Annotated in this window: 23 protein-coding genes and 1 pseudogene; 10 read left to right on the top strand and 14 right to left on the bottom strand. The window is 68.6% G+C overall.

Translation table 11 applies throughout. From position 1 onward, the window contains the following. Window positions 1–90: 90 nt before the first annotated feature. On the top strand, window positions 91–1,128 hold the full coding sequence (locus QYL93_RS14740) for an OmpA family protein (RefSeq protein ID WP_305744342.1): 1,038 nt from the start codon (window positions 91–93) through the stop codon (window positions 1,126–1,128). Window positions 1,129–1,164: 36 nt separating this feature from the next. Here QYL93_RS14740 and recX read toward each other — a convergent pair whose 3' ends face one another. Then, window positions 1,165–1,623: a recombination regulator RecX gene (recX, locus tag QYL93_RS14735; protein WP_057200605.1), complete on the bottom strand. Its 459-nt coding sequence runs from the start codon at window positions 1,621–1,623 to the stop codon at window positions 1,165–1,167. Window positions 1,624–1,764: 141 nt separating this feature from the next. After that, window positions 1,765–2,844, bottom strand: coding sequence for a recombinase RecA (gene recA / locus QYL93_RS14730; RefSeq protein ID WP_305744341.1), 1,080 nt, complete (start codon window positions 2,842–2,844; stop codon window positions 1,765–1,767). 142 nt (window positions 2,845–2,986) lie between these two features. On the opposite strand from recA, the gene QYL93_RS14725 reads away from it, so the two are divergent. Next, on the top strand, window positions 2,987–3,529 hold the full coding sequence (locus tag QYL93_RS14725; RefSeq protein WP_305744340.1) for a MarR family winged helix-turn-helix transcriptional regulator: 543 nt from the start codon (window positions 2,987–2,989) through the stop codon (window positions 3,527–3,529). Between the two features lie 16 nt (window positions 3,530–3,545). Here the strand turns inward: QYL93_RS14725 and QYL93_RS14720 are convergent, their stop codons facing one another. Next, complete coding sequence (locus QYL93_RS14720; RefSeq protein ID WP_305744339.1) at window positions 3,546–4,469, bottom strand: LysR substrate-binding domain-containing protein; 924 nt, start codon at window positions 4,467–4,469, stop codon at window positions 3,546–3,548. A gap of 108 nt (window positions 4,470–4,577) precedes the next feature. On the opposite strand from QYL93_RS14720, the gene QYL93_RS14715 reads away from it, so the two are divergent. Next, window positions 4,578–5,543, top strand: a complete 966-nt coding sequence (locus QYL93_RS14715) for a tripartite tricarboxylate transporter substrate binding protein BugE (RefSeq protein WP_305744338.1) — start codon at window positions 4,578–4,580, stop codon at window positions 5,541–5,543. Window positions 5,544–5,663: 120 nt separating this feature from the next. Further along, complete coding sequence (locus QYL93_RS14710) at window positions 5,664–6,593, top strand: N-formylglutamate amidohydrolase (RefSeq protein WP_305744337.1); 930 nt, start codon at window positions 5,664–5,666, stop codon at window positions 6,591–6,593. 3 nt (window positions 6,594–6,596) lie between these two features. On the opposite strand, the gene QYL93_RS14705 is transcribed toward QYL93_RS14710, so the two are convergent. From QYL93_RS14705 to QYL93_RS14695, 3 genes are all read right to left on the bottom strand, one after another. Further along, window positions 6,597–7,793 (bottom strand): serine hydrolase, encoded by a 1,197-nt coding sequence (locus QYL93_RS14705; RefSeq protein WP_305744336.1) that lies wholly within the window; start codon window positions 7,791–7,793, stop codon window positions 6,597–6,599. 53 nt (window positions 7,794–7,846) lie between these two features. Further along, window positions 7,847–9,184 carry a HAMP domain-containing sensor histidine kinase gene (locus QYL93_RS14700; protein WP_305744335.1) on the bottom strand — a complete coding sequence of 446 codons (1,338 nt, stop codon included), beginning with the start codon at window positions 9,182–9,184 and terminating at the stop codon, window positions 7,847–7,849. A 65-nt stretch (window positions 9,185–9,249) separates the two neighbouring features. Then, the gene (locus tag QYL93_RS14695) at window positions 9,250–9,906 is read right to left on the bottom strand and encodes a response regulator (protein WP_305744334.1); all 657 of its coding nucleotides are present in this window, start codon (window positions 9,904–9,906) and stop codon (window positions 9,250–9,252) included. Between the two features lie 118 nt (window positions 9,907–10,024). Between QYL93_RS14695 and QYL93_RS14690 the strand changes: the two genes are divergently transcribed. The 4 genes from QYL93_RS14690 to QYL93_RS14675 all read left to right on the top strand — a co-directional run bounded on the left by QYL93_RS14690 (window position 10,025) and on the right by QYL93_RS14675 (window position 14,339). Continuing rightward, window positions 10,025–10,699, top strand: coding sequence for a response regulator transcription factor (locus tag QYL93_RS14690; protein ID WP_305744333.1), 675 nt, complete (start codon window positions 10,025–10,027; stop codon window positions 10,697–10,699). Window positions 10,700–10,705: 6 nt separating this feature from the next. Further along, on the top strand, window positions 10,706–12,154 hold the full coding sequence (locus QYL93_RS14685; protein WP_305744332.1) for a sensor histidine kinase: 1,449 nt from the start codon (window positions 10,706–10,708) through the stop codon (window positions 12,152–12,154). A 79-nt stretch (window positions 12,155–12,233) separates the two neighbouring features. Further along, window positions 12,234–13,250, top strand: coding sequence for an MBL fold metallo-hydrolase (locus tag QYL93_RS14680; protein WP_305744331.1), 1,017 nt, complete (start codon window positions 12,234–12,236; stop codon window positions 13,248–13,250). A 120-nt stretch (window positions 13,251–13,370) separates the two neighbouring features. Then, a complete protein-coding gene (locus QYL93_RS14675) occupies window positions 13,371–14,339 on the top strand; it encodes a tripartite tricarboxylate transporter substrate binding protein BugE (protein WP_305744330.1) in 969 nt (322 codons plus the stop codon). A 33-nt stretch (window positions 14,340–14,372) separates the two neighbouring features. On the opposite strand, the gene QYL93_RS14670 is transcribed toward QYL93_RS14675, so the two are convergent. The 4 genes from QYL93_RS14670 to QYL93_RS14655 all read right to left on the bottom strand — a co-directional run bounded on the left by QYL93_RS14670 (window position 14,373) and on the right by QYL93_RS14655 (window position 17,319). Beyond that, window positions 14,373–15,116, bottom strand: coding sequence for a DUF6882 domain-containing protein (locus QYL93_RS14670; protein ID WP_305744329.1), 744 nt, complete (start codon window positions 15,114–15,116; stop codon window positions 14,373–14,375). Window positions 15,117–15,195: 79 nt separating this feature from the next. Next, window positions 15,196–15,864 (bottom strand): SPOR domain-containing protein, encoded by a 669-nt coding sequence (locus QYL93_RS14665; RefSeq protein WP_305744328.1) that lies wholly within the window; start codon window positions 15,862–15,864, stop codon window positions 15,196–15,198. 13 nt (window positions 15,865–15,877) lie between these two features. Further along, entirely contained in the window at window positions 15,878–16,726 is an 849-nt protein-coding gene (locus tag QYL93_RS14660; RefSeq protein WP_305744327.1) for a biotin--[acetyl-CoA-carboxylase] ligase, read from the bottom strand. Then, window positions 16,723–17,319 carry an SET domain-containing protein gene (locus QYL93_RS14655; RefSeq protein WP_305744326.1) on the bottom strand — a complete coding sequence of 199 codons (597 nt, stop codon included), beginning with the start codon at window positions 17,317–17,319 and terminating at the stop codon, window positions 16,723–16,725. The genes QYL93_RS14660 and QYL93_RS14655 overlap by 4 nt, the downstream gene beginning before the upstream one ends. A gap of 119 nt (window positions 17,320–17,438) precedes the next feature. Between QYL93_RS14655 and QYL93_RS14650 the strand changes: the two genes are divergently transcribed. Next, entirely contained in the window at window positions 17,439–20,357 is a 2,919-nt protein-coding gene (locus QYL93_RS14650; RefSeq protein WP_305744325.1) for a DNA topoisomerase III, read from the top strand. A gap of 9 nt (window positions 20,358–20,366) precedes the next feature. Continuing rightward, window positions 20,367–20,714, top strand: a complete 348-nt coding sequence (locus QYL93_RS14645) for a DUF4124 domain-containing protein (protein WP_305744324.1) — start codon at window positions 20,367–20,369, stop codon at window positions 20,712–20,714. An 11-nt stretch (window positions 20,715–20,725) separates the two neighbouring features. Here the strand turns inward: QYL93_RS14645 and QYL93_RS14640 are convergent, their stop codons facing one another. From QYL93_RS14640 to QYL93_RS14625, 4 genes and pseudogenes are all read right to left on the bottom strand, one after another. Continuing rightward, window positions 20,726–21,445, bottom strand: coding sequence for an EthD domain-containing protein (locus QYL93_RS14640; RefSeq protein ID WP_305744323.1), 720 nt, complete (start codon window positions 21,443–21,445; stop codon window positions 20,726–20,728). Beyond that, window positions 21,442–22,641 (bottom strand): NADH:flavin oxidoreductase/NADH oxidase, encoded by a 1,200-nt coding sequence (locus QYL93_RS14635; RefSeq protein WP_305744322.1) that lies wholly within the window; start codon window positions 22,639–22,641, stop codon window positions 21,442–21,444. Before QYL93_RS14635 ends, QYL93_RS14640 begins: the two co-directional genes overlap by 4 nt. 30 nt (window positions 22,642–22,671) lie before the next feature. Further along, window positions 22,672–23,592: a DMT family transporter gene (locus tag QYL93_RS14630; protein ID WP_305744321.1), complete on the bottom strand. Its 921-nt coding sequence runs from the start codon at window positions 23,590–23,592 to the stop codon at window positions 22,672–22,674. A gap of 107 nt (window positions 23,593–23,699) precedes the next feature. Further along, a pseudogene (locus QYL93_RS14625) lies at window positions 23,700–23,799 on the bottom strand (MBL fold metallo-hydrolase); the annotation flags it as partial.

The following is a 23,799-nucleotide window of genomic DNA, read 5'->3' as shown; positions in this document are numbered from 1 at the left end:
AGGCACGGCCCGCGCCATGGCGTGCACAGCGCCCTGCCACCCATAATTGCGCAAGGCCGGGCCTTCGCCCCGGTACCCGAAGAGGCTGGCATGAGGATATCTCCATGGTGGGTGGCTGCGGCCCTGGTGGCCACACTGGCAGGGCCCGCCTCGGCCCAGACCCGGGTGCCGGCACAGGACATCAAGGGTCTGACCGACCCCGCAGGGCTCAAGCGCTACGCCGGCGCGGTGCTGCTGTACCGCGATGATGCCGCTTACGATGAACTGCGTTTCCCTGCAGCCAAGGTGGTCAGCCAGAGCGACGACAAGCTGGTGGCGCCTCGCAGCCTGGACCGCTCCGGCCAGCGCACCGCGCTGCAGTACGTGGCACCCGCCGGCCGCTCCTCGCTCGAAGTTCTGCGCGGTTACCAGCAGGAGCTCAAGGCCGCCGGCTTCGAGACCGCTTTCGAATGCGCAGGCGATGCCTGCGGCGGCTCCAACATCTTTGCCTACAGCCTGCCGCGCTCGCTGCTGCCCGGCGGCTGGGCCGGCAAGGTGGGCGACAACAGCCCCGCCGCCTGCGCCTCGGGCACCCTGGCCGACCTGCGCTACGCGCTGCTCGACAACAAGGCCACCGGGGTGGGCATGGCGGTGATGACCTGGAACCCCGACATCACTTCGGCCTACTGCGACGAGAAGGAGTTCCAGAAGCGCACCACCATCACCGTGGTACGCGTGGAACCCAAGGCGCGCGAGCAGCAGATGGAAACGATGTCGTCGAGCGAGATCGCCAAGGGGCTCGATGCCAACGGCAAGGTCGCCATCTACGGCATCCTGTTCGACACCGGCAAGGCGGACATCAAGCCTGACAGCAAGGCCTCGCTGGACCAGATCGGCGCGTTGCTCAAGCAGCAGGCGGGCCTGAAGCTCCATGTGGTGGGCCACACCGACAACGCCGGCAACCTGCCTGCCAACATCGACCTGAGCCGCCGCCGCGCCGATGCCGTGGCCGCAGCGCTGGCCAGGGACTACGGCATTGCCCGCGACCGGCTCACGGCCAATGGGGTGGCCAGCCTGGCGCCCGTGGCTTCCAACGGGTCCGACGCAGGGCGCGCCAGGAACCGGCGCGTGGAGCTGGTTCTCCAGTAGCGCATCCAGCTTGCGCACCAGGGCGCGCGCCCGACTTCAGACCTCTTCGTCGTCCCCGACACCGCGCACCACCCGGTGCACGACGTCGCCCGAAAAGCCCCGCGCCATCAGAAAGCGCACCTGCTTTGCCCGCGCCTGAGGGTCGGCAGCGGGCTCGCCAAAACGGCGGCGCCACACCTCGCGGGCGCGCGCCAGTTCCGTGTCCTGCAATTGCGCCAGGGCCTGCTGCACCACCTCGCCGCCCACGCCCTTGGCCTGCAGCTCCTGGCGGATGCGCGCGGCGCCCATGCGGCCGGCACGCAGGTTCACGACCGAGGCCACCACGCGCTCCTCGCTGATGAAGTCCTTCTCCTCCAGTTCGGCCAGCACCGCATCGAGGTCCTCGCCCTCCTGCACATGCGGGCGCAGCTTGCGCAGCAGCTCGGCCCGCGAATGCTCGCGCTGGCCCAGCAGCCGCAGTGCGCGGCCTTTGAGGGAGAGGGTGCCAAAGCCCATGGGGTCCGATCAACTGGTACAGGGGGATGGGTAACGCCGCAGGCGCAAGCAGCAACGGCCACCGCCCTATGAAAGAGCGATGGCCGCCATGGTCTGCGGGGAAGGCCGCCGACGGCCGCCTTCCTGGCGATGCTCAATGCATCAGTCTTCCGCTGCGGCCGGAGCAGCCGCCTGCAGTGCGTCTGGCAGCAGCGCAATGCCCAGGCCCTCGCGCACCTTGTTCTCGATCTCGCGGGCGAGGTCGGGGTTCTCGCGCAGGAATTCGCGCGCATTGTCACGGCCCTGGCCGATCTTCTCGCCGTTGTAGGCATACCAGGCGCCCGACTTTTCCACGATCTTGGCGGTCACGCCCATGTCGATGATCTCGCCTTCGCGGCTGATGCCCTCGCCGAACAGGATGTCGAACTCGGCCGTCTTGAAGGGCGGGCTCACCTTGTTCTTGACCACCTTGACCTTGGTTTCGTTGCCGATGGCTTCGTCGCCCTTCTTGATGGTGCCGGTGCGGCGGATATCGAGGCGCACCGAGGCGTAGAACTTGAGCGCATTGCCGCCGGTGGTGGTTTCGGGGCTGCCGAACATCACGCCGATCTTCATGCGGATCTGGTTGATGAAGATGACCATGCAATTGGTCTTCTTGATCGTGGCCGTGAGCTTGCGCAGCGCCTGGCTCATCAGGCGGGCCTGCAGGCCGGGCAGGGCATCGCCCATCTCGCCTTCGATTTCGGCCTTGGGCGTGAGCGCTGCGACCGAGTCGATGACGATCAGGTCCACGGCGCCCGAGCGCACCAGGCTGTCCACGATTTCGAGGGCCTGCTCGCCGGTGTCGGGCTGGCTGATCAGCAGATCGGACAGCTGCACACCCAGCTTCTGGGCGTACTGCACGTCCAGGGCGTGCTCGGCGTCCACGAAGGCGCAGGTGCCGCCTATTTTTTGCATCTCGGCAATCACCTGCAGCGTGAGCGTGGTCTTGCCCGAGGATTCCGGGCCGTAGATCTCGACCACCCGGCCACGCGGCAGGCCGCCCACGCCCAGGGCGATGTCCAGACCCAGGGAACCGGTGGAAACGACCTGGATGTCCTCGATCACCTCGCCTTCGCCCAGGCGCATGATGGTGCCCTTGCCGAACTGCTTCTCGATCTGGGCGAGCGCAGCCGCCAGCGCCTTGGCCTTTTCGGTGTTGACGGGGAGGGCGGGGTTGGTGCCTTTGACTGCGACGTCCATGAGAAAACTCCTTGAGAAACAACGGGTTGGGTGTTTGCACTTTGTCTGCAATTAACTACAGGCTGGATGCTTGAACAGTAGTTTATGCGACCCATTGAATCCCATCAATGCACTATTTAGTCAGTTTGCCTGACAATATCGCATGCCTGATTCTTCGTCTCTTGCCGCATCCACTCCGATGGAAGACGGCTGGCGCCAGACCCACCTGGGCCGCCTGCTCGGCCACGCCATGCGCCGCTTCGACGCCCGGGTGCTGCAGCTCATGGCGCACAACGTGGAGGTGCCGCTGGCACTGTCCAACCTGGCTGCGCGCGACCAGGTGAGCGCGGCCCACGTGCACATCACGCGCCACCTGGCGTTGCAGGGCGACCGCCTGACCGACTTGGCCCAGCGCGCCGGCATGACCAAGCAGGCCATGGCCACCCTGGTGGACCAGTGCGAGGCCTGGGGCTTGGTCACGCGCGAGGCGGACCCACTCGACGCCCGCGCGCGCCGCGTGCGCTTCACCCCCACCGGCCTGGCGTGGCTGCAGGCCTTTCGCGATGCGGTGGCCCAGGCCGAGGCCGAGTTCCGCGCCGAGGTGGGCAGGGACGTGGCCACGGTGGTGGCCATCGGGCTGGAAGCCTACGCCAGTGGCGACACGACGGGTGACGGCGCCAGCCGCAGGGACAGCGCCAGGGGCTGAGGACAGGAAACTCTGTTCAGGCAGGTGGCGCGGGCATGCCCGCAGGCTCGGCACAGGCCAGCAGCCACTGCCGGAACTGCTGCAGCGTCTGCAGCTGGTTGCGCCCCTCGGGGTAGCAGAACCAGTAGCCGACTTCGCTCTGGTAGCCGCAGCCGGGCAGAGGCTCGCGCACCAGGCCGCTGGTGATCTCGTCCTGCACCAGGCAACGCGGCACCAGCGCCAGGCCCATGCCGGCCATCACCGCGCGGATCATGGACTGGAACTGGTCGAACTGCGGGCCGGCCAGCGGATTGAGCCCCTGCACGCCATGCGTTTCGCTCCAGCGCAGCCAGGCCTCGGGCACCGTGACGTGGCGCAGCAAGGTGTGGCGCGCCACGTCGCGCGGACTGTCGATGGCCCAGTCCGCCACACGGGTGCGCGGTGCGATCAGCGCCACGTCCTGACCCGTGAGGTAGTGGGCGTGTGCACCGGGCCAGTGGCCATCGCCGAAGAGGATGGCGCAGTCGAGCTCGGGCCGCTCGAAGTTGTAGCTGTGCACGTAGGGCACGAAGTGCAGCGTGACCTGCGGGTGCTGCTGCTGGAACTGCGGTAGCCGCGGAATGAGCCACTTGGCAGCAAAGGTCGGCAGGCTCGACAGGTGCAGCGCGCCGCCGCCGTCGTCGCTGGTGATCAGCTCCAGCGTGGCCGCCTCCAGCTGCGCGAGCACGGCCCGCACGGCCTTTTCGTAGCGCTCCCCGGCGGGCGTGAGCGCCAGGCGCTTGCGGCTGCGCTCGAACAGCGGCACACCCACCCAGCCCTCCAATTCCTTGACCTGCTTGCTCACCGCGCTCTGGGTCAGGTGCAAGGCCTCGGCGGCGCGCGAAACGCCGCCGAACCGGGTTACGGTGGAAAAGGCACGAAGAAGGTGCAAGGGTGGGGAGAGGCGTCGAAGAGAAGACATAGTAAGTTCTCAAATCATTCCATATCGGAATGTTATCAGGCACATCCATTGCTTGGTAGTGGGCACCGGATCATTTAATCTCAAACCCCCTTCATAGGAAAACCGCACATGAAACGCCGTCACCTGCTCACCACCCTGGCTGCTGCATCTTTCATTCCCGGAATGTCTTTCGCGCAAGAAGGCAAGCCCCTGCGCATCGTGGTGCCTTTCCCGCCCGGCGGCGCCACCGACATCACCGTGCGCGCCCTGCAGGAGTCGCTCACCCGCATCCTCAAGCAGCCCGTGGTGCTGGACAACCGCGCCGGCGCAGGCGGCTCGATCGGCATGGCCGAAGTGGCGCGCGCCCCGGCCGACGGCCTCACGCTGGGCGTGGCCACCCTGTCCACCCACGGTGTGAACCCCGCCGTCTACAGCAAGCTGCCCTACAACCCGCTCAAGGACTTCGTGGGCGTGACCGAGATCGTCAAGGCCCCCGGCGTGGTCGTGGTGAACCCTGCCGCACTGCCCGTAAAGGACTTCGCCGACCTCGTGAAGTACCTCAAGGCCAACCCCGGCAAGGTGTCGTTCGCAACGCCCGGCAACGGCACCATCGGCCACATGTGGGGCGAGCTGTTCAAGAGCAGCACGGGCACCTCCATGGTGCACATCCCCTACCGTGGTGCAGGCCCGGCCATCAACGACGTGCTGGCCGGCCAGGTGGCCGTGTACTTCGACCAGGTGGCCTCGTCGCTGCCGCACATCAAGTCGGGCAAGCTCAAGGCGCTGGCGGTCTCGTGGCCCACGCGGCTGGACGTGCTGCCGGACGTCCCCACCTACGCCCAACTGGGCTTTGCCAACAACAACGACCCCTCGTGGTTCGGCCTGGTGGCCCCCGCAGGCACGCCCGCCGCTGCCGTGGACCGCATCCAGCAGGCCGTGGCACAGGCACTGCAGGAGCCCGCCGTGCGTGAACGCCTGGCCGGCCAGGGCCTGTACCCCTCGGGTACCACGCCCAAGGAGTTCTCGGCCCAACTGGTGCGCGAGATCGAAAAGATGAAGCGCGTGGCCGCCTACGCCAAGATCGCGCTCGATTGACACCACACCGGGCCTGCGGGCCCGGCGGCCACAGCTGGGGAGACCATCTCAGGGATAACCATGGTCTCCAACCGGTCCGGGCGGCTAGGCCAGCCGCCCCTTATTGCGCACACTCTGCCTATGCATGCCGCTTTGAAACTGATCAACCGACGATTCCAGCAGGCCCAGCCCGGTGCCACCGGCTCCCCCGGCACCTCGCTGGCGCCTGCGGCAACCTTCACCTACCTGCCCGGCACCACCGCCCTGGTGCTGGACTCGCCGCACAGCGGCACCTGCTACCCCGACGACTTCGGATCCGCCTGCGACCTGCCCACGCTGCGCCGCGCCGAAGACACCCATGTTGAGAAGATCTACGACTTCGCCCCCTCGCTGGGCGTGGCGTGGGTGGAAGCCCACTTTCCCCGCATCTACCTGGATGCCAACCGCGACACCACCGAACTCGACACCTCCCTGCTCGACGGTGAGTGGACCGACCCCATCTCCACCGACCCCCGCGTGCTCTCCAAGGTGCGCCTGGGCAAGGGCCTGATCTGGAAGTTCACCGACGAGGGCGAGCCCATCTACAACCGGCTGCTGGGCGTGGACGAGGTGCGGGCCCGCATCGACCGCTGCTGGCGGCCCTACCACGGTGCCGTGCAGCAAGCCATCGATGCTGCGCACGCCCGCCATGGCTACAGCATCCACATCAACTGCCACTCCATGCCCGCCGTGGCCGCCAGCCATGCCACCGATTTCCCGGGCCTGGTGCATGCCGACTTCGTGGTCGGCGACCGCGATTGCACGACCGCCGACCCGGCGCTCTCGGCCCTGGTGTGCGAGCACCTGCGCGAGCGCGGCTACAGCGTGGAATACAACCACCCCTACAAGGGCGTGGAGCTGGTGCGCCGCTACAGCAACCCTGCCGGCCAGCGCCACAGCATCCAGCTGGAGATCAACCGCAAGCTCTACATGGACGAGACAACCCTGGCCCAGTACCCCGAGGGCATGGCGCGGCTGCGCGCCGACCTGCGCGCCCTGGTGGACAAGCTGCTGGCACACGACCCGCGCTGACCGTCAAGACAGCAGCCCGGCGACGGCCTGGAACAGCCGTGGCAGGCTGTCCGCAGTCGCCGTGTTGGAATGGGCCAGGCCCGCGCGGGACCCGTCCAGGGCCACGAAGGACACGGCCTGGAATCCGAGGGTCTGCCCGGTGTGCACCAACCAGCCCACGCCTTCCTGGGTCTGCGCCACCCAGCCCAGCGCATACCTCCCCGCCGGGGCACGGCCCAGGCCTTGCAGCGTTTGCACATAGCTGCGGGGCAGGGGCGTGGCTTCGCCCCGCAGCGCCCGCAGGTGCCATTGCAGCCACAGGGCATCGTCCCGTACCGCCAGGCTCACAGCCCCAGCGGGGGCCAGGATCTCCTGCCAGGCGCGTTCCGGCGCCTCGGGCAGGGCCTGGGGCTGCAGGCGCCCACCCACGGCCTCATGGCCCTGGGGCTGGTTGCTGGCATGGCGCAGAGGTGCACCCACGAAGACGGACAGGCCCAGTGGCTGCGCAACGCGCTGGCGCAGCAGATCGGCCCAGACTAGCCCCGTGGCAGCGCGCAGCATGCGGGCTGCCAGTGCGTAGCCCGCGTTGGAGTAGGCATAGCCCGGCAATGCCCCTGTGGCAGGGATGGGTGGCTGCTGCAGCAGCCAGCGCAGAAAGAAGGCCTCGACCTCGGCGGGCTGCTGCAGCCCCACCAGCACCTGCTCCCCAGCCTGCTGCTCGAACAAGTCGATGTCCGCCGGGGCCGTGAAGGCCATGACACCGGCACGGTGGTCCAGCAGATCCCGCAGCGTGATGGTGCGGTAGGCGGGCAGCGCCTCGCGGGCCAATTCGGGCAGCACCTGCGCCAGCGTGCTATCCCAGCGCAGCAGCCCCTGGTCGACCACGCTGGCGGCCACGCAGGCCGTCATGGCCTTGGTGTTGGAGCCGATGGCCATCAGGTCGCCCGGCTCCAGCAGCGCACCGCCCCCCAGGCGGCGCGACCCGGCCACTGCCGTGCGGATCTCGCGGGCGTCAGCCCAGCCCACCGCCGTGCCGACCAGGCCCTCTGACACCAGATCGCTGGCCAGGGACTGCAGGCGCGACGGCTCCGGGTCGAGGAGGTCATCACTACCCCCACCCCCGCCACAGGCGCTGAGCAGGGCGCCCAGCCCGACGGTGGCCAGCCACTGGCGGCGATGGAGAGCGGCATGTGGCAACGCGGGGGGAATCGGGAGGTTCATGGCATCTCGTACAAAAATGAAGATGCCGGATTGTTGGAAGCCGAACCTTGGGCTCAGCCAAAGGCCATGGGCCAGCGCAGCGTGAAGCCCACGCCGCGCCCGTGCAGGCCCTGCCCCAGCGTGATGCTGCCGCCCAGGTGGCCCAGGGCCTGCTGCGCAATGGTCAGCCCCAGGCCCGAGCCGCTGCTGCGTGCATGCGGCGAGCGCCAGAAGCGCTCGAACACCCGGGCCTGTTCGTCCGCACCGATGCCCGGCCCGTCGTCGGCGATCCAGACCACCACCTCCCGGCCCTCCTGCGTGGACCGTACCAGCACTTCGCGCCCGGCCCCGGGCCCCGGCTCGCATCCGTGCCTCAGGGCGTTGTCCAGCACATTGCCCAGCGCCGACCACAGCAACTGGCGGTCGAGCGGCAGAACCCAGCTGTCCGGCCCCTCCAGGGACAGCTGCACCCCGAGCCCATCGGCCCAGCCGCTGCGCTGCACCACGCAATCCTGCAGTAAGGCCACCAGGTCCAGCGGGGTCGCCCGAAGGCTGGGAGCTTGCTCCAGAGCCGCCAGGGTAAGCAATTGCTCACTCAGGTGCGCGGCGCGCTGCAGGGCGTGCACCAGGGCGCCGGCGGCCTGGACCCGCACCGGCCCTTCTGGCGCCTGCAGCAGCACGTGGGCCTGGGCCGCAATCACGGCCATGGGTGTGCGCAGCTCGTGGGCTGCGTCATGCACCAGGGCCTTCTCCCGGGCCAGGTGCGCCCGCAGCCGCGCCAGCAGTTGGTCGAATGCCTGGGCCAGCCCGCGCAGTTCGCGCTCGGGTGGCAAGTTTTGCAGGGGGCGCAGGTCCTGGGCAGAGCGCTCGGCGATCTGGGCTCCGAGCCGCTGCAGTGGGCGCAAACCAGTGCGCACAGCCAGCCACAGGGGAAGACCCACCAGCGGAAACGCCAGCAGCACAGACATCGCGAGGTCTTCCCCTATGAAGCCCAGCAGGCGCGCATCGGACACGCGCGGCTCGGCCACCAGCACGCGCCAGGCGCCGGGGGACTCCCAGGCCGCCCAATGCGGCCGCCCGGCGATCACCAACTGCGCATGGCCCGACGGGCCGGCCACCGCCACCAACGGGATGTCGACCGCACTGCTGTGGACCAGTCGGCCATGCGCATCCTGCAATTGCAGCAGGACCGCATCGCCCCCCAGCAGCGCCAGGTCCGTGCGCAAGGCATTGAGAGTCTGGGCCATGCCGCGCACAAGGGCGCGGGCCTCTACCGGGTCGTCCATGGAGCTCAGGGGCTGCGCCAGGGCCAGGGCAAGCCGGCGCACGCCCGGGTTGGTGTCCATGGCGGTGTAGTGTGCCCAGGCAGCCTGGGCCAGCAGGACCAGCCACACCAGGGCCATGGCAACCATCAGAGCCAGCAAGATCCGGCGCGTGAGGCTGGGGCCCCACCAACCTTGCCGCAGCACAGGCACCGTCATGCCTGCAACCGGTAGCCCACGCCCCGCACGGTGGCGATGCGCTCCCCGCCGATCTTCTTGCGCAGGTTGGAGACATGCACCTCCAGCGTGGCGGCGTCCAGAGCGTCACCCAGCGGTTCCAGGCGCTGGGCCAGCACGTTCTTGGCGATCACCGTGCCGGGCTCCCGCGCCAGCTCCAGCAGCAGCCTGAACTCGCGCGGCGACAGCGCCAGTGGAGCCCCCTCCAGCCAGGCCTCGTGCCGCCGCGGCGCGATGGTCAGCCCGCCCAGCACCCATTCGCCATGGGTCTGCCGGGCGCTGCGGCGCAGCAGCGCATGCAGCCGCGACAGCAACTCGGGCACGTGGAAGGGCTTGAGCACGTAGTCGTCGGCGCCGCCGTCCAGGCCGTCGATCCGGTCCTGCAGCGCTGTGCGGGCCGTGATCACGATGACGGGCAGCGCCATGCCGGCGCGGCGCCAGCGGCGCAGCAGCACCATGCCCTGGCCATCGGGCAGGGTCAGGTCGAGCAGCACGGCGGCCACCTCGCCGGCGTCGGGCACGGGCGGCGTCGCCGCCGCGCTGCGCAGCCACTGCACGGTGAAGCCGTCGAGCTGCAGGGCCTGCAGCAGCGCCTGTCCCAGGTCCAGGTCGTCTTCGATGAGCAGGATGTGCATGGCGCGCATTGTCCATGCGCCAGGCTTGCACCCAGCCAAAGGCCAGGGTGAACCGATGGCACGCCCTAGAATCCGACACAAGACCTGCCCGACAGGCCCCCCAACAGGAGACACCCCCATGCGCATCCTCATTGCCGAAGACGACCAGGTGCTGGCCGATGGCCTGCTGCGCACCTTGCGCAGCTCCGGCGCCGTGGTGGACCATGTGGCCAGCGGCAGCGAGGCCGATGCCGCGCTGATGACCAACAACGAGTTCGACCTGCTGATCCTGGACCTGGGCCTGCCGCGCATGCATGGGCTGGAAGTGCTCAAGAAGCTGCGCAGCCGCGGCTCGGCGCTGCCGGTGCTGATTCTTACTGCGGCCGACAGCGTGGAGGAGCGCGTCAAGGGCCTGGATTTCGGGGCCGACGACTACATGGCCAAGCCCTTCAGCCTGCAGGAGCTCGAAGCCCGCGTGCGCGCACTCACACGCCGCGGCATGGGTGGCACCAGCAGCGCCATCAAGCACGGCCCGCTGGTGTACGACCAGGCGGGCCGGGTGGCCACCATCGACGGCAAGATGGTGGAGCTGTCGGCGCGAGAGCTCGGCCTGCTGGAGGTGCTGCTGCAGCGCGCCGGGCGCCTGGTCAGCAAGGAGCAGTTGGTCGAACGCCTGTGCGAGTGGGGCGAGGAGGTGAGCAACAACGCCATCGAGGTGTATATCCACCGCCTGCGCAAGAAGATCGAGCGCGGCCCGATCCGCATTGCCACGGTGCGCGGCCTCGGCTACTGTCTCGAAAAGATCCCGGGCTAGTCCACCTTGAAAATCTTCCAGCGCGAGCAGCGCTCCCTGTTTGGCGAGATCCTGGACTGGATGCTCACCCCGCTGCTGCTGCTGTGGCCCGTGAGCCTGGCGCTGACCTGGCTGGTGGCCCAGGGCCTGGCCAACAAGCCCTTCGACCGGGCGCTGGAATACAACGCGCATGCGCTGGCCCAGCTCGTGGGCGTGCAGAAGGGCACGGTGCAGTTCAACCTGCCCCAGCCCGCCAGCGAGATCCTGCGCGCCGACGATTCCGACGTGGTGTACTACCAGGTCAAGGGGGTGGGCGGCGAGTTCCTCTCGGGTGAGCGCGAGCTGCCCGCCCCGCCCTCCGATGAGGTGCCCATGCCCGGCGAGGTGCGCCTGCGCGATGCCGAGCTGCGCGGCATCGACATCCGCGTGGCCTACATCTGGGTGCGCCTGCCCTTGAAGGATGCCCCCCTGGCCCTGGTGCAGGTGGCCGAGACCCGTGAGAAGCGCAGTGTGCTGGCCACCGAGATCATCAAGGGCGTGATGCTGCCGCAGTTCGTGATCCTGCCGCTGGCCGTGCTGCTGGTCTGGCTGGCGCTGGCGCGCGGCATCCAGCCGCTGAACCAGCTGGAGCAGCGCATCCGCGCGCGCAACCCCGACGACCTCTCGCCGCTGGACGACCGCACCGTGCCGCTGGAAGTGGCGCCGCTGGTCGCCTCGGTGAACGACCTGCTGACGCGCCTGCACGACTCGCTGGCCACACAAAAGCGCTTCCTGGCCGATGCGGCCCACCAGCTCAAGACACCGCTGGCGGGCCTGCGCATGCAGGCCGATCTGGCCCAGCGCGAAGGCACCAGCACCGAAGAGCTCAAGCGCTCGCTGCAGCAGATCGGGCGCTCCAGTATCCGCGCCACGCACACCGTCAACCAGCTGCTGGCCCTGGCACGCGCCGAGGGCAGCGGCGTGGGCTTTGCGCGCCAGCCCTGCGACCTGGCGCGCCTGGCCATCGAGGTGGTGCGCGACTCGGTGCCGCGCGCGCTCGAAAAGCACATCGACCTGGGCTACGACGGCGCCGAGCCCGGCTCACCCGGTGTGTGGGTGGACGGCAACCCCACGCTGCTCAAGGAGCTGGTGCGCAACCTGGTGGACAACGCGCTCAACTACACCCCGTCGGCGCCCGACAGGCCCGGCGTGGTCACCGCGCGCGTGCTGGCAGACACCTTCGGCCGCGTGCTGCTGCTGCAGGTGGAGGACTCGGGCCCGGGCGTGCCCGAGTCCGAGCGCGACCTGGTGTTCCAGCCGTTCTACCGCGCGCTGGGCAGCGATGCGGACGGATCGGGCCTGGGCCTGCCCATCGTGCTGGAGATCGCACGCAAGCACGGGGCCGAGGTGCAGCTCGAAGACGCCCACCCCGGCATGCAGCCGCCAGGGGCGCGCTTCAGCGTGCGCTTTGCGGCCAGCGAGCACACGCCCGCCTGAACCTGGGGCCTTGGCCCGCGGCGCCTACCGGGAACACCGGTTTGAGGCATCATGAAAATCCCGTTCTGCCGGATGCCCCATGCCTGCTTCTCCCGCTTCGCCACCGCGCCGCTTTCGCAACACCGATGCTCAGGTCGTGATCGGCAACTTCCCCTGGTACGAGATGGCCTGGCGCTCGTTGCGCGGCGACTTCAAGCCCCGCTCCGAGCCCGCCGGAGGCTACGCGCGCTTCGTGAGCGACTGGACCCAGCCCGTTGACCATGCACTGCTGGCGCAAAGGCACCAGGCGCCGGTGGTCACCTGGCTGGGCCATGTCTCCATGCTGTTGCAGGTGGCGGGTCTGAACGTGCTGATCGACCCCACGCTGGCCAGCCATGCCGGTCCGCTGGGGCGCTTTGGCGCCCCGCGGCGTGTGCCGCCGCCGCTCGCGCCCGAGCAGTTGCCGCGCATCGACGCGGTGCTGGTCTCGCACAACCACTACGACCACCTGTGCAGCGCCACCTTGGCGCGCCTGCGCGCGGCCGGACAGTCGCCGCGCTTCATCGTGCCGCTGGGGCTCAAGGACTGGTTCTTGCAGCGCGGGATGGAGGACACCGTCGAACTCGATTGGTGGGAGTCCGTGGAGCTGGCGCCTGGCGTGTGCGTGCACTTCACCCCCGCCCAGCATTGGAGCCGCCGCAGCCTGAACGACACCAATGCCTCGCTGTGGGGTGGCTACCTGCTCGAATGGAGCCGTCCCGGTGCGGCAGGGCCCTGGCGCTTCCTGTTCCCGGGCGACACGGGCTACAGCGACGACTTCAAGACCATCCGCCAGCGCATCGGCGCCGTGGACTTCCTGGCCCTGCCGATCGGCGCCTACCTGCCACGCGACTTCATGAAGCCCATGCACGTGAACCCGGCCGACGCCGTGCAGCTGATGCTGGACGTGCAGGCGCGCCAGGCCATGGGCGTGCACTGGGGCACCTTTGCACTCACCCAGGAGGCCTTCGACCACCCGCCGCGTGACCTGGCCGCAGCGCTGGCCGAGCGTGGTGTGCCGGCCGAGCGTGTCTGGCTGATGCGGCACGGGGAGACGCGGGCGATCCCGTTGGAGTAGCCATCCCAGGCATGGCATGACCGGGACATTCCCGCCAGGACTATGCTGAGTGCCAAACGTCGTTATCCACGGCGGCACGAACTCTCCAGAATGGGCCTTTCACCATCCACAAGGCCCCCGATGAAACGACGCACTCTGTTGACCGGGGCCGTCCCCATTGCATGGGCTGCAGGCCACGCATGGGCCCAATCCACGGCCGATACGCGCCCGGTGCGGCTGCTGGTTCCGTTTGCAGCGGGCGGTGCCACCGACATCACGGCACGCGCCATCGCCGGCCCGCTGTCGCAGCGGCTGCAGCGGCCCATCACCGTGGAGAACCGCCCCGGCGCGGGCGGCGCCACCTGCATGGCCGAGGTCGCGGCCGCCGCGCCCGATGGGCTGACCCTGGGCATCGCCACGCTGTCCACGCACGGCGTGAACCCTGCGGTCTACCGCCACCTGCCCTACAACATCGACGCCTTCACGCCCATCACCGAAATCGTGAAGGCCCCCGGCGTGCTGGTGGTGCACCCCGACTTGCCGGCGCGGGATTTCGCGCAGTTCATCCGCTACGTGAAGGCGCAGCCGGGCAAGGTGGCCTATGCCTCGCCCGGCAATGGCACCATCGGCCACATGTGGGGCGAGCTGCTCAAGAGCACCACCAACACCTTCATGACCCATGTGCCCTACCGGGGCGCGGCACCGGCGCTGGCCGACGTGGTGAGCGGCAAGGTACCCGTCTATTTCGACCAGGTGGCCTCCTCCCTGCCGCACATCCAGGCTGGCCGGCTGAGGGCCCTGGCCGTGTCCTGGAAGGAGCGGCTGGCGGTGCTGCCCACGGTGCCCACCTATGCCGAGCTGAGCCTGTTTTCCAGCAACGACCCGTCGTGGTTCGGCCTGGTCGGGCCGGCAGGCATGCCGGCCGCCATGGCCAGGCAATGGCGCGATGCCGTGGCCACCGTGCTGCAGGAACCCAGCGTCAAGACCCAGCTGGCGGACCAGGGGCTCTTCGGCTCCGGCAGCCTGCCCGACGAATTCAGCGCGCAGATCCGCAAGGAAGTCGACAAGATGCGGCGTGTGAGCCGCTTCGCGCGCATCGTGCTGGACTGAAGGCCCTGGGATGGCACAGGCGCCATCGCATGGCTACCCCACCGCCCGCACCGACATCAACGCCATGAAAAGGTAGCCATTGTCCGTGGGCGCCCGGTACACGCCGCGCGCTCCGAGCACCTGCGCGGCCACGCCCGAAAGCTCCCAGCCGTCCGTCACGTCCGCATCCCAGCGGGGTACGGTCAGCGGCAGAAAGCCGTGCACCTCGCCCCACTCGCGCACGGCTGGGATGCGGGTCGATACCTTGGCGTGGTTGCTGAAGTTGGCCCAGGCCCAGAGCCAGGTGCCGCTGGCCTTAGAGACCGAGCCGATGAACTCGATGTCCGCCACGACCCGGGGAGCCCCCGCGTGCGAGAAGGTCAGCGTGCCCTGCGCCTGGTCGTAGTCCCAGCGCTCGAAGCGCGAGATGCCGTGGTCGGATTCGAGCGCCTGCTGCTTGTGCACCAGCGCGTGGTGGGCGTCGACCACGGCGTCTTCCCAGGCGTGCAGCTGCGGCTCGGGCATGGCGCCGATGCTCTGGGCCATGGAGCCCTGGTAGCAGTGGTGGCACAGGATCTTGAGGTCCAGACAGCCCTCGTTGCGCTCGTTCCACTCGCCGCCTTCCTTCACCAGCTCTGCATTGCAAGTGGCACACCAGGCGTCGGGGAAGGGGTAGTCGGCCTCGGGGGCGTCGCAGAACCAGCGCTGCGCGGGGTTGCGGTGCAGATGCCCGCAGACATAGGTGGGCGTGGCTTGTCCGTGCTCGCCACATTGGATGGAAGAGGCTTCTTCGGTCATGGGATCAGGTTCGCAAAGAAAAAAGGGACCGGCATCGAACGCCACCGCGTGCATGGCCCGCAGGCGCCGGCAGCTCAGCTCAGTTGCAACTGCGCAGCGCCTTGCCGGCCAGCGCGCTGCGCAGCGTGTCGAGTTGCGAGCGCAGCGCATCGGTCACGGCGGGCAGGCGCAGCGTGAAGCCGGAGGTTTCGGTGCGTTCCTGGATCACCCGGGCGGTGCGCACGCCTTTTTCGCCCAGTGACGCCAGCTCGCGCTTGGCCGCGTCCTCCGTGGTGAAACGGCCCAGTGACAGGCCGATCTCCAGCGTGCCGCCGGGGCGGTCGAAGTCGACCTTGCGGGCACGCAACTCCGCGCGCTTCTTGTCCAGGGTCTCCTGGTCTTCGAAACGGCCCATGTAGACCATCCAGCGGGCCGGCGTGGGTGTCGATTCGAGCACCCAGCTGCCCTGGGGCAGAGCGGCTGCCGCCGTGCGCACGGCTTCGGCCTGCCGTTCGTCGAGCACGCCGGCCTGCAGGCATTCGGCCGCGGTGCCCGCGGGTGGCGTGGCCTCGGACACGGCAACTGGCGGGGCGGGGTTGGTCGGTCTGGCCCGCAGGATCTGCAAGGTGTCAGGGCGCAACTGCTGGCCCATGCGCTGGGGCTCGCCCTCCTGCGCCGGTGCAAAGCCCCATTCGCGCAGATGCCCGTGCGACCAAGCGTAGTAGCCGCCATTGGCCAGCAGCAGGATCAGGATGAGACGGCGCAGCATGCAGCTCCCTCTTTCATGACGGCAGCGCAGGGCTGGGCCGCACGCTGATCTCCGAACTCGTGATGGCCTGCATCCCGTTGGCCGTGTGCACCAGCAGCGCACCATCCTCGCCCACGCCGTGGGCGGTGCCGGCCTGCCCGTCGCTCAGGGTGACGGCACGGCCCTGCAGGATGTCGCGCTGCGCAAAGCGCGCCTGCATGGGGGAAAAGCCATAGCCTTCGAACGACTGCAGCATGGCCACCAGAGCCGGCACGATACGCCGCAGCGCCTCGGGGGCAGTCAGGCCGGGTTCCACATCCTGCAGGCTGGCCGGGGGCATGCTCATGCCATCGCCGTTGCGCGGCAGCACGTTGATGCCGATGCCCACCACCACGTAGCGGGGGCCGCTGCCCGCCGGCATGGCACTGCTGCCCTGCGGCGCCACAAAGCTGGCCGTTTCGACCAGGATGCCGCCGAGCTTGCGGTCGCCGGTGGTCCACAGGTCGTTGGGCCACTTGAGGCCGACGCGGGGGGGCTGGCCTTCACCGGCAGGCGGCAGCACCGGCTGCAGGCTCTCGGCCACGCTCACCCCCACGGCCAGGGACAGGCCCGACCAGTCGGCCGGTGCCAGGGGCAGGCCGAGCGACATCATGAGCGAGGCGCCCACGTCGCTCTGCCAGACCCGGCCCAGGCGCCCGCGCCCTGCGGTCTGCTGCTCGGCCACGAGCAGGGTGGGGTCGCACAGGCCTGCGCGCGCGCGGCGCATGAGTTCGGTGTTGGTGGAGTCGATGCTGGGCAGCACCTCGACGGAAAAGCCCGGCAACTGGGGCGCCACGGCTTCCCAGAGGGCTTCGGCAGGCCAGTGCATGGCGAGCGCGATCATGGACGGGGATCCCGGGCGGTCTTGGAGGCCTTCGCGGCGCCCTCGCTTTTTTTGTTACTTTTTTTACGCGGGGGCGCTGCCGGCTCGGGCGGCATCGGGGGGCGCCAGCCCCGCTTAGGCGCCAGCAGGGTTCCCCGGCAGTTGTCGCTGCCGCACCAGCAGGGATACTCGGCCTTGAGCTTCTTGGTGTAGGGTTCGTCGATGATCAGGCCGTAGTCGTAGTTGAGTTCCTCACCGGCGTGGATGTTGCGCAGGGCGGTGATGAAGATGCGGCCGTCCCGCTCGTCGGCGTAGCAGTTGGGGTTGCAGCTGTGGTTGATCCAGCGCGAGGAGTTGCCGCCGAACTTGGCGTCGATCACGCGGTCTTCATCCACATGGAAGTAGAAGGTATGGTTGGGCTGCAGGGGATCATGAGGGTGGCGGTCCTGCGCCTCCTCCCAGCCGATGACCTCGCCCGTGTACTCGACAAGGACTTCGCCCTCTGCAATATCCTGCACGGCAAACACGCCGTTGCCGTGCACGCCCGAGCGCCGCGTCTGGATGCGGCGGCCCGGTGGGTTGGAAGGGGCTGCGGGCGATGCGGTGCGGGGCATGGCAAAAACTCTGTTAACTTGAAGATGCACACATGCGCGTGCGCGTGTACGCGTGAGGCAACGAATTGTAGAAGCGACCGGCCGGATGCCGGACAGCCAGACTGGCGAGAAACCAAAAAATGACCAAGACCCTGGTAATTGCAGAAAAACCCTCGGTGGCGCAGGACATCGTGCGCGCACTGACGCCCGTGGCGGGCAAGTTCGACAAGCACGATGACCACTTCGAGAACGACCGCTATGTAGTCACCAGCGCCGTGGGCCACCTGGTGGAGATCCAGGCGCCCGAGGAATTCGACGTGAAACGCGGCAAGTGGAGCTTTGCCCACCTGCCGGTGATCCCGCCGTACTTCGACCTCAAGCCGGTGGACAAGACCAAGACGCGCCTGAACGCGGTGGTCAAGCAGGCCAAGCGCAAGGACGTGACGCAACTCATCAACGCCTGTGACGCGGGCCGCGAAGGGGAGCTGATCTTTCGCCTGATCGAGCAGTACGCCGGTGGCGCCAAGCCCCTGGGCAAGCCCGTCAAGCGGCTTTGGCTGCAGTCCATGACGCCCCAGGCGATCCGCGATGGCTTCGACGCCCTGCGCAGCGAGCAACAGATGGCGGGCCTGGCCAGCGCGGCGCGCAGCCGCAGCGAGGCCGATTGGCTGGTGGGCATCAACGGCACGCGGGCCATGACGGCCTTCAACTCGCGCGACGGCGGCTTTTTCCTGACCACCGTGGGCCGGGTGCAGACGCCCACGCTGTCGCTGGTGGTGGAGCGCGAGGAAAAGATCCGCAAGTTCGTGAGCCGCGACTACTGGGAAATCCATGCCGCCTTCCAGGCCGAGGCCGGCGAATACCCCGCCAAGTGGTTCGACCCGAAGTGGAAGAAAAACGAGGACGTGGAAATGCGAGCCGACCGTGTCTGGTCGCAGCGCGAGGCCCAGGCCATTGCCGACGCCGTGCGCGGCAAGCCGGCCACGGTGACCGAAGAGAGCAAGCCCACGACCCAGGCGTCGCCTCTGCTGTTCGACCTGACCAGCCTGCAGCGCGAGGCCAACGGCAAGTTCGGCTACTCGGCCAAGACCACGCTGGCGCTGGCGCAAAGCCTGTACGAACGCCACAAGGCCCTGACCTACCCGCGTACCGATTCGCGCGCGCTGCCCGAGGACTATGTGCCCGTGGCGCGCCAGACCTTCGAGATGCTGGCCGACAGCAGCATGCGCCACCTGGCGCCGCATGCGCGCACGGCGCTGACCAACAACTACGTGCGCCCCTCCAAGCGCATCTTCGACAACAGCAAGGTGAGCGATCACTTTGCCATCATCCCCACACTGCAGGCGCCAAGCGGCCTGTCGGAAGCCGAGCAGAAGCTCTATGACCTGGTGGTTCGCCGTTTCATGGCGGTGTTCTTCCCGAGCGCCGAGTACACGGTGACGACCCGCATCAGCACGGCCGTGGGCCACAGCTTCAAGACCGAAGGCAAGGTGCTGGTGCGCCCCGGCTGGCTGGCCATCTACGGCAAGGAAGCGGCCGACGAGGTGGAAGGCGGCAAGGAAGGCGACAAGGGCCAGAACCTGGTGCCCGTGAAGCCCGGCGAGACGGTGCAGACCCAGCAGGTGGACCCCAAGGGCCTCAAGACCAAGCCCCCGGCGCGCTATTCCGAAGCCACGCTGCTGGGCGCCATGGAGAGCGCCGGCAAGCAGATCGACGACGAGGAACTGCGCGAGGCCATGCAGGAGAAGGGCCTGGGCACGCCCGCCACGCGAGCGGCCATCATCGAAGGCCTGTTGACCGAGAAGTACATGCTGCGCGAAGGCCGCGAGATGATCCCCACGGCCAAGGCCTTCCAGCTCATGACGCTGCTGCGCGGGCTGGAAGTCGAGGAACTGTGCCGCGCCGACCTCACGGGCGAGTGGGAGTTCAAGCTCTCGCAGATGGAAAAGGGGCAACTGAGCCGCGAATCCTTCATGGCCGACATCGCCGCCATGACCGAGCGCATGGTCAAGAAGGCCAAGGAATACGACCGCGACACCATTCCAGGCGACTACGCCACGCTGACCACGCCCTGCCCCAACTGCGGCGGCGTGGTGAAGGAAAACTACCGCCGCTTTGCCTGCGTGGGCAAGCCCGGCACCGAACCCTGCGGCTTCAGCTTCGGCAAGTCGCCTGCGGGCCGCACCTTCGAGACCGCCGAGGCCGAAGCACTGCTGCGCGACAAGAAGATCGGGCCACTGGAGGGGTTCCGATCCAAGGCCGGCTGGCCCTTCACCTCCGAGATCGTCATCAAGTACGACGACGAGGCGCACAACTACAAGCTCGAGTTCGACTTCGGCGACGACAAGAACGCCGAGGAATCGGGCGAGCTGGTGGAGTTTGCCGATGCGTCCCTGGGCCCCTGCCCGATCTGCGGCGCCGGCGTGCACGAGCACGGCGCCAACTACGTGTGCAGCAAGGCCGTGCCCACCGCTGCCCAGCCCACGCCGAGCTGCACCTTCAAGAGCGGCAAGATCATCCTGCAGCAGCCGGTGGAGCGCGAGCAGATGCACAAGCTGCTGGAGACGGGCAAGACCGACCTGCTGGACAAGTTCGTCTCGATGCGCACGCGCCGCGCGTTCAAGGCCTTCCTGGCCTGGGACAAGGAGGCAGGCAAGGTGAACTTCGAGTTCGCGCCAAGCAAGTTCCCGCCGCGCAAGCCAGCCGCCGGTGCCTTTGCCGGCAAGACGACTGCGGCCAAAGCCCCGGCCAAGGCCGCCGCTGCGAAGAAGGCGCCTGCCAAGAAGGCCGCGGCCACCAAGACCGCCGCTGCCAAGGCACCGCGCAAGGCCGCCGCTGGCGCCGCCCCCAGCGCTGCGCTGGCCGCCGTGATCGGCAGCGAGCCGGTGGCCCGGCCGGAAGCCGTGAAGAAGCTGTGGGAGTACATCAAGGCGAACAACCTGCAGGACCCCAAGGACAAGCGCACCATCGTCGCCGACGACAAGCTGCGCGCGGTGTTCGGCAAGGACAGTGCAGGCATGTTCGAGCTGGCCGGCATCCTGGGCCAGCACCTGGGCTGACACAGCAGTATGCGCAGCGCCCGCGAACGCACCGCCTGGACCATCGCCGTGGTGGTGCTGGCGGCTGGTGCCGCCGTAGCCTGGTGGAAGGCAGACCTATGGTTGCCCCAGGCCAGGCCGTGGGCCGAGAAGGCGTGGGGCCAGCTGATGCGGCCCGGCGACGACTCGCTGCCCCCGGAGAAGAAGAACGCGCAGGGCGCTGCCGCGGGCGCGCGAGGCGATGCATCCGCGCCCGCACCCCAGCTGCGCAAGTGCGTCCAGGAGGGGCGCACGGTCTACACCGACCAGCCTTGCGCGCCCGGCGGCCAGGAGCACAAGGTGAATGGCGAGGTCACATCCTTCCCACGCTCACCGTGACGACCGGCCCGTCAGACCACGCGGCGTTCGGTCACCAGAAAGGCCGTGATCTCCGCCAGGAAGGTCCTGGCATGGGCCATGGTGCGCTGGCCCTCAGGTGACGCAAATGCAGCGCTCAGTACCTCTGGACTTTCGAACCACAGCTCCACAATGCCGTCGATGGGCAGATCGCCATAGCCGCAGGGCTGGCCCTTCACGCGCTCACGTTCGGTCACCACGTTCTGGCGGTAGCCACTCACGCCGGGCATGGTGCGCACCAGGTCGGCGTGCACGCGCCATTCGCGCCTGAAATCGTCCTCGGAGATATCGGCGCGGCGGCGCAGGGTGGAGATGCGCTTGAGCAGCCGGGCTCGGGCCGCAGGGTCGGCGGGCAGGGCGATGACCTCGGTCTGCTCGGTGGTCACGATATGCAGGCCCGAGAGGAAGTGCTGTTCGTCCGCTACCAGCTCGGCGGCCAGGTTGCCTTGCCCGAAGACAGCCTCTGCGCGCTGCTCCCCGTCGAGCCACAGCTGCGAGAAGCCATCGAAATCCCAAGGCCCGCGCGCATAGTCGATGCCGCGCTGCACGCGGTCGGTCACCAGGTTCTGCCAGTAGGCCTGCAAGCCGGGGACGCGTGCCGCCAGTGTGCCGTGGTGGTCACGCCAGTAGGCATCGAAGCGCTCGGTGCTCCAGTCGGGCTGCTTCCTGATGAGGCCCATCCTCACACGGCTGGGGATGTGGTTGCTGCTCATCGTGTCTCCTTGTGGTTGTCACTGGTGAAGGAAGTACTGTCCGCCTGATCGGCACGCGCACGCGCCAGGCCTGGCGCCCGCTTGGCCAGCCAGACACCGTGGCGCACGGGCCAGCGTTCGTAGCCTGGGTCGGCCCCGAGGGCAGCTGCGGCATGGTGGGGCCAGTAGGGGTCGAGCAAAGCCTCGCGGCCCAGAGCGATCAGATCGGCCTGGCCGCGGTCCAGGATGTCTTCGGCCTGCGCGGCATCGACGATCATCCCCACGGCCTGCGTCTTCACCTGGGCCTCGGCGCGGATGCGGGCAGAAAGCGGCACCTGGAAACCCAGGCCGCGCGGCACGGGCAGGGCGCGAGTCTCCTCGGTCAGTCCGCCGGAGGAGCAGTCGATCACGTCGACGCTGCACTGCGCCAATTCACGCGCCAGCACGATCGAATCCTCCACATCCCAGCCGCCCTCGCCGCTGCCGTCCACTACCGAGAGGCGGGCGAACAGCGGCTTGTGGGCCGGCCACACGGCACGCACCCGGCGCGCGACGGTGAGGGCCAGGCGCATGCGCCCCTGCAAACTGCCACCCCATTCGTCGCTGCGGTGGTTGGAATGGGGCGACAGGAAGCTGGCCACCAGGTAGCCATGGCCGAAGTGCAGTTCGACCACGTCCATGCCGGCCTGATCGGCACGCACCGCAGCATCTGCAAAGCGCTGCACGATGTCTTCGATGCCGGCCGCATCGAGCGCAGCAGGTGCGGACCAGCCGGGCCCGGCAGGCAGGGCGCTCGGGCCCAGGCGCTGCCAGGGCTCGGCATCGGCGGCCATGGTGGCCTCGGCCAGTGCGGCGCCGCCCTCCCACAAGGGCTGGCTGCCGGACTTGCGGCCGGCATGCGCCAGCTGCACGCCGATGGCGCAGCCGTGGGCATGCACGAAATCGACCACGGACTTGAGCGCGTCAACGTGGCTGTCCTTCCACAGCCCGAGGTCGGCGGTGCCGATGCGCCCGCGCGGGTCCACGGCCGTGCTTTCCGCCAGGATGAGGCCGGCGCCGCCCAAGGCGAACTTGCCCAGGTGCACCAGGTGCCAGGGCGTGGCATGTCCGCCTTCGGCTGCGTGCTGGCACATGGGCGAGATGACGGTGCGGTTGCGCAGGGTGAGACCGCGCAGGGTCAGGGGCTGGAACAGCAGGGGAGGTTGCGAGGTGGTCATGGTGAGAGAAAGTGTTGCGGCAGGGCGCCGTCAGGGCACAGCAGGAGCCATGGGCACGGGCCGGCGCGTACCCATCCAGGTGCCGCCCATGACGGCCACGAAGCCCACCAGATGCCAGACCGTAAGCGCCTCTCCCAGCAGCAGCGCGGCAAAGAGCACGCCGAACACCGGCACCCAGTAGAGGAAGACGGCGGTGCGCGCCACGCCGATAGAGGCGATGGCCTGGTTCCACACCACGTTGCACAGCGCCGTGGCGAAAATGCCCGAGAACAGCACCAGCGCCCATGGCCACCAACCCGGGAACAGCGTGGCCACCGTCACGTCCGAGGGGCCCAGCGCCAGGTGCACCACCAGCAGCACAGTGCCAATGCAGTAGCTGATCCAGCAGAGGGTGAGCGGATGGATCTGGCGCGCGAGGCGCTGCACCATGGCACCGCCGGCGGCAAAGCTCACCACCGAGCAGATGATGAGCAGGTCGCCCACGCCCGCGCTGGACAGGCCCGAGCCCGGGTGGCTGAGCACCACGGCCGCCACGCCGGCAAAGCCGAGCAGCACGCCGCAGCCGCGCTGCAGCGTGAGTGGCTCGCGGAACGCCAGCGCCGCCAGCAGGGCTGAAGCCAACGGACTCAGGGCCATCACCAGCGCCGCATTGGTCGCCGTGGAGCGCTGCAGGCCCTGGGCGAACAGCACCTGGTTGGCATACACCATGAACACCGCGCACAGCCCCATCGCCGCCCACTGGCGCCCGGTGAACTGCATGCGCGCGCAGTGCTTGACCACGACGATGGCTGTGAGCGCGAGGCACGCCACCAGCATGCGCACGCAGGCCAGCATGGTGGGCTCGAACCAGGCGGTCAGCCACTTCACGGACGTGAGGTTCAGGCCCCACACAGCCATCGCGCCGATCAGGACGGCCTGCACGGCCAGGGACTGGCGGTCGTTCACGGGCATGGGCTCAGGACTCCTGCAGGCGCCTACAAAGGGGCGTCACCCGTGCGATGCACGGGCGTTGCCATGGATGCCGACCGCGCACACGCGGCGCGGCCTGGGACGGGCGCTCAGCCTTCCAGCGACTTCCACATCTGGATGTCGCGTTCGGCTGTCCAGATGCGCGGGTCCGGGTACTGCGTGGCTTCGTCATAGGCCCGCGTCACATCA

The sequence above is a fragment of the Acidovorax sp. A1169 genome (genome assembly GCF_030704685.1).
Lineage (GTDB): Bacteria > Pseudomonadota > Gammaproteobacteria > Burkholderiales > Burkholderiaceae_C > Acidovorax.
This window is presented reverse-complemented; position numbering and strand designations above follow the sequence as displayed.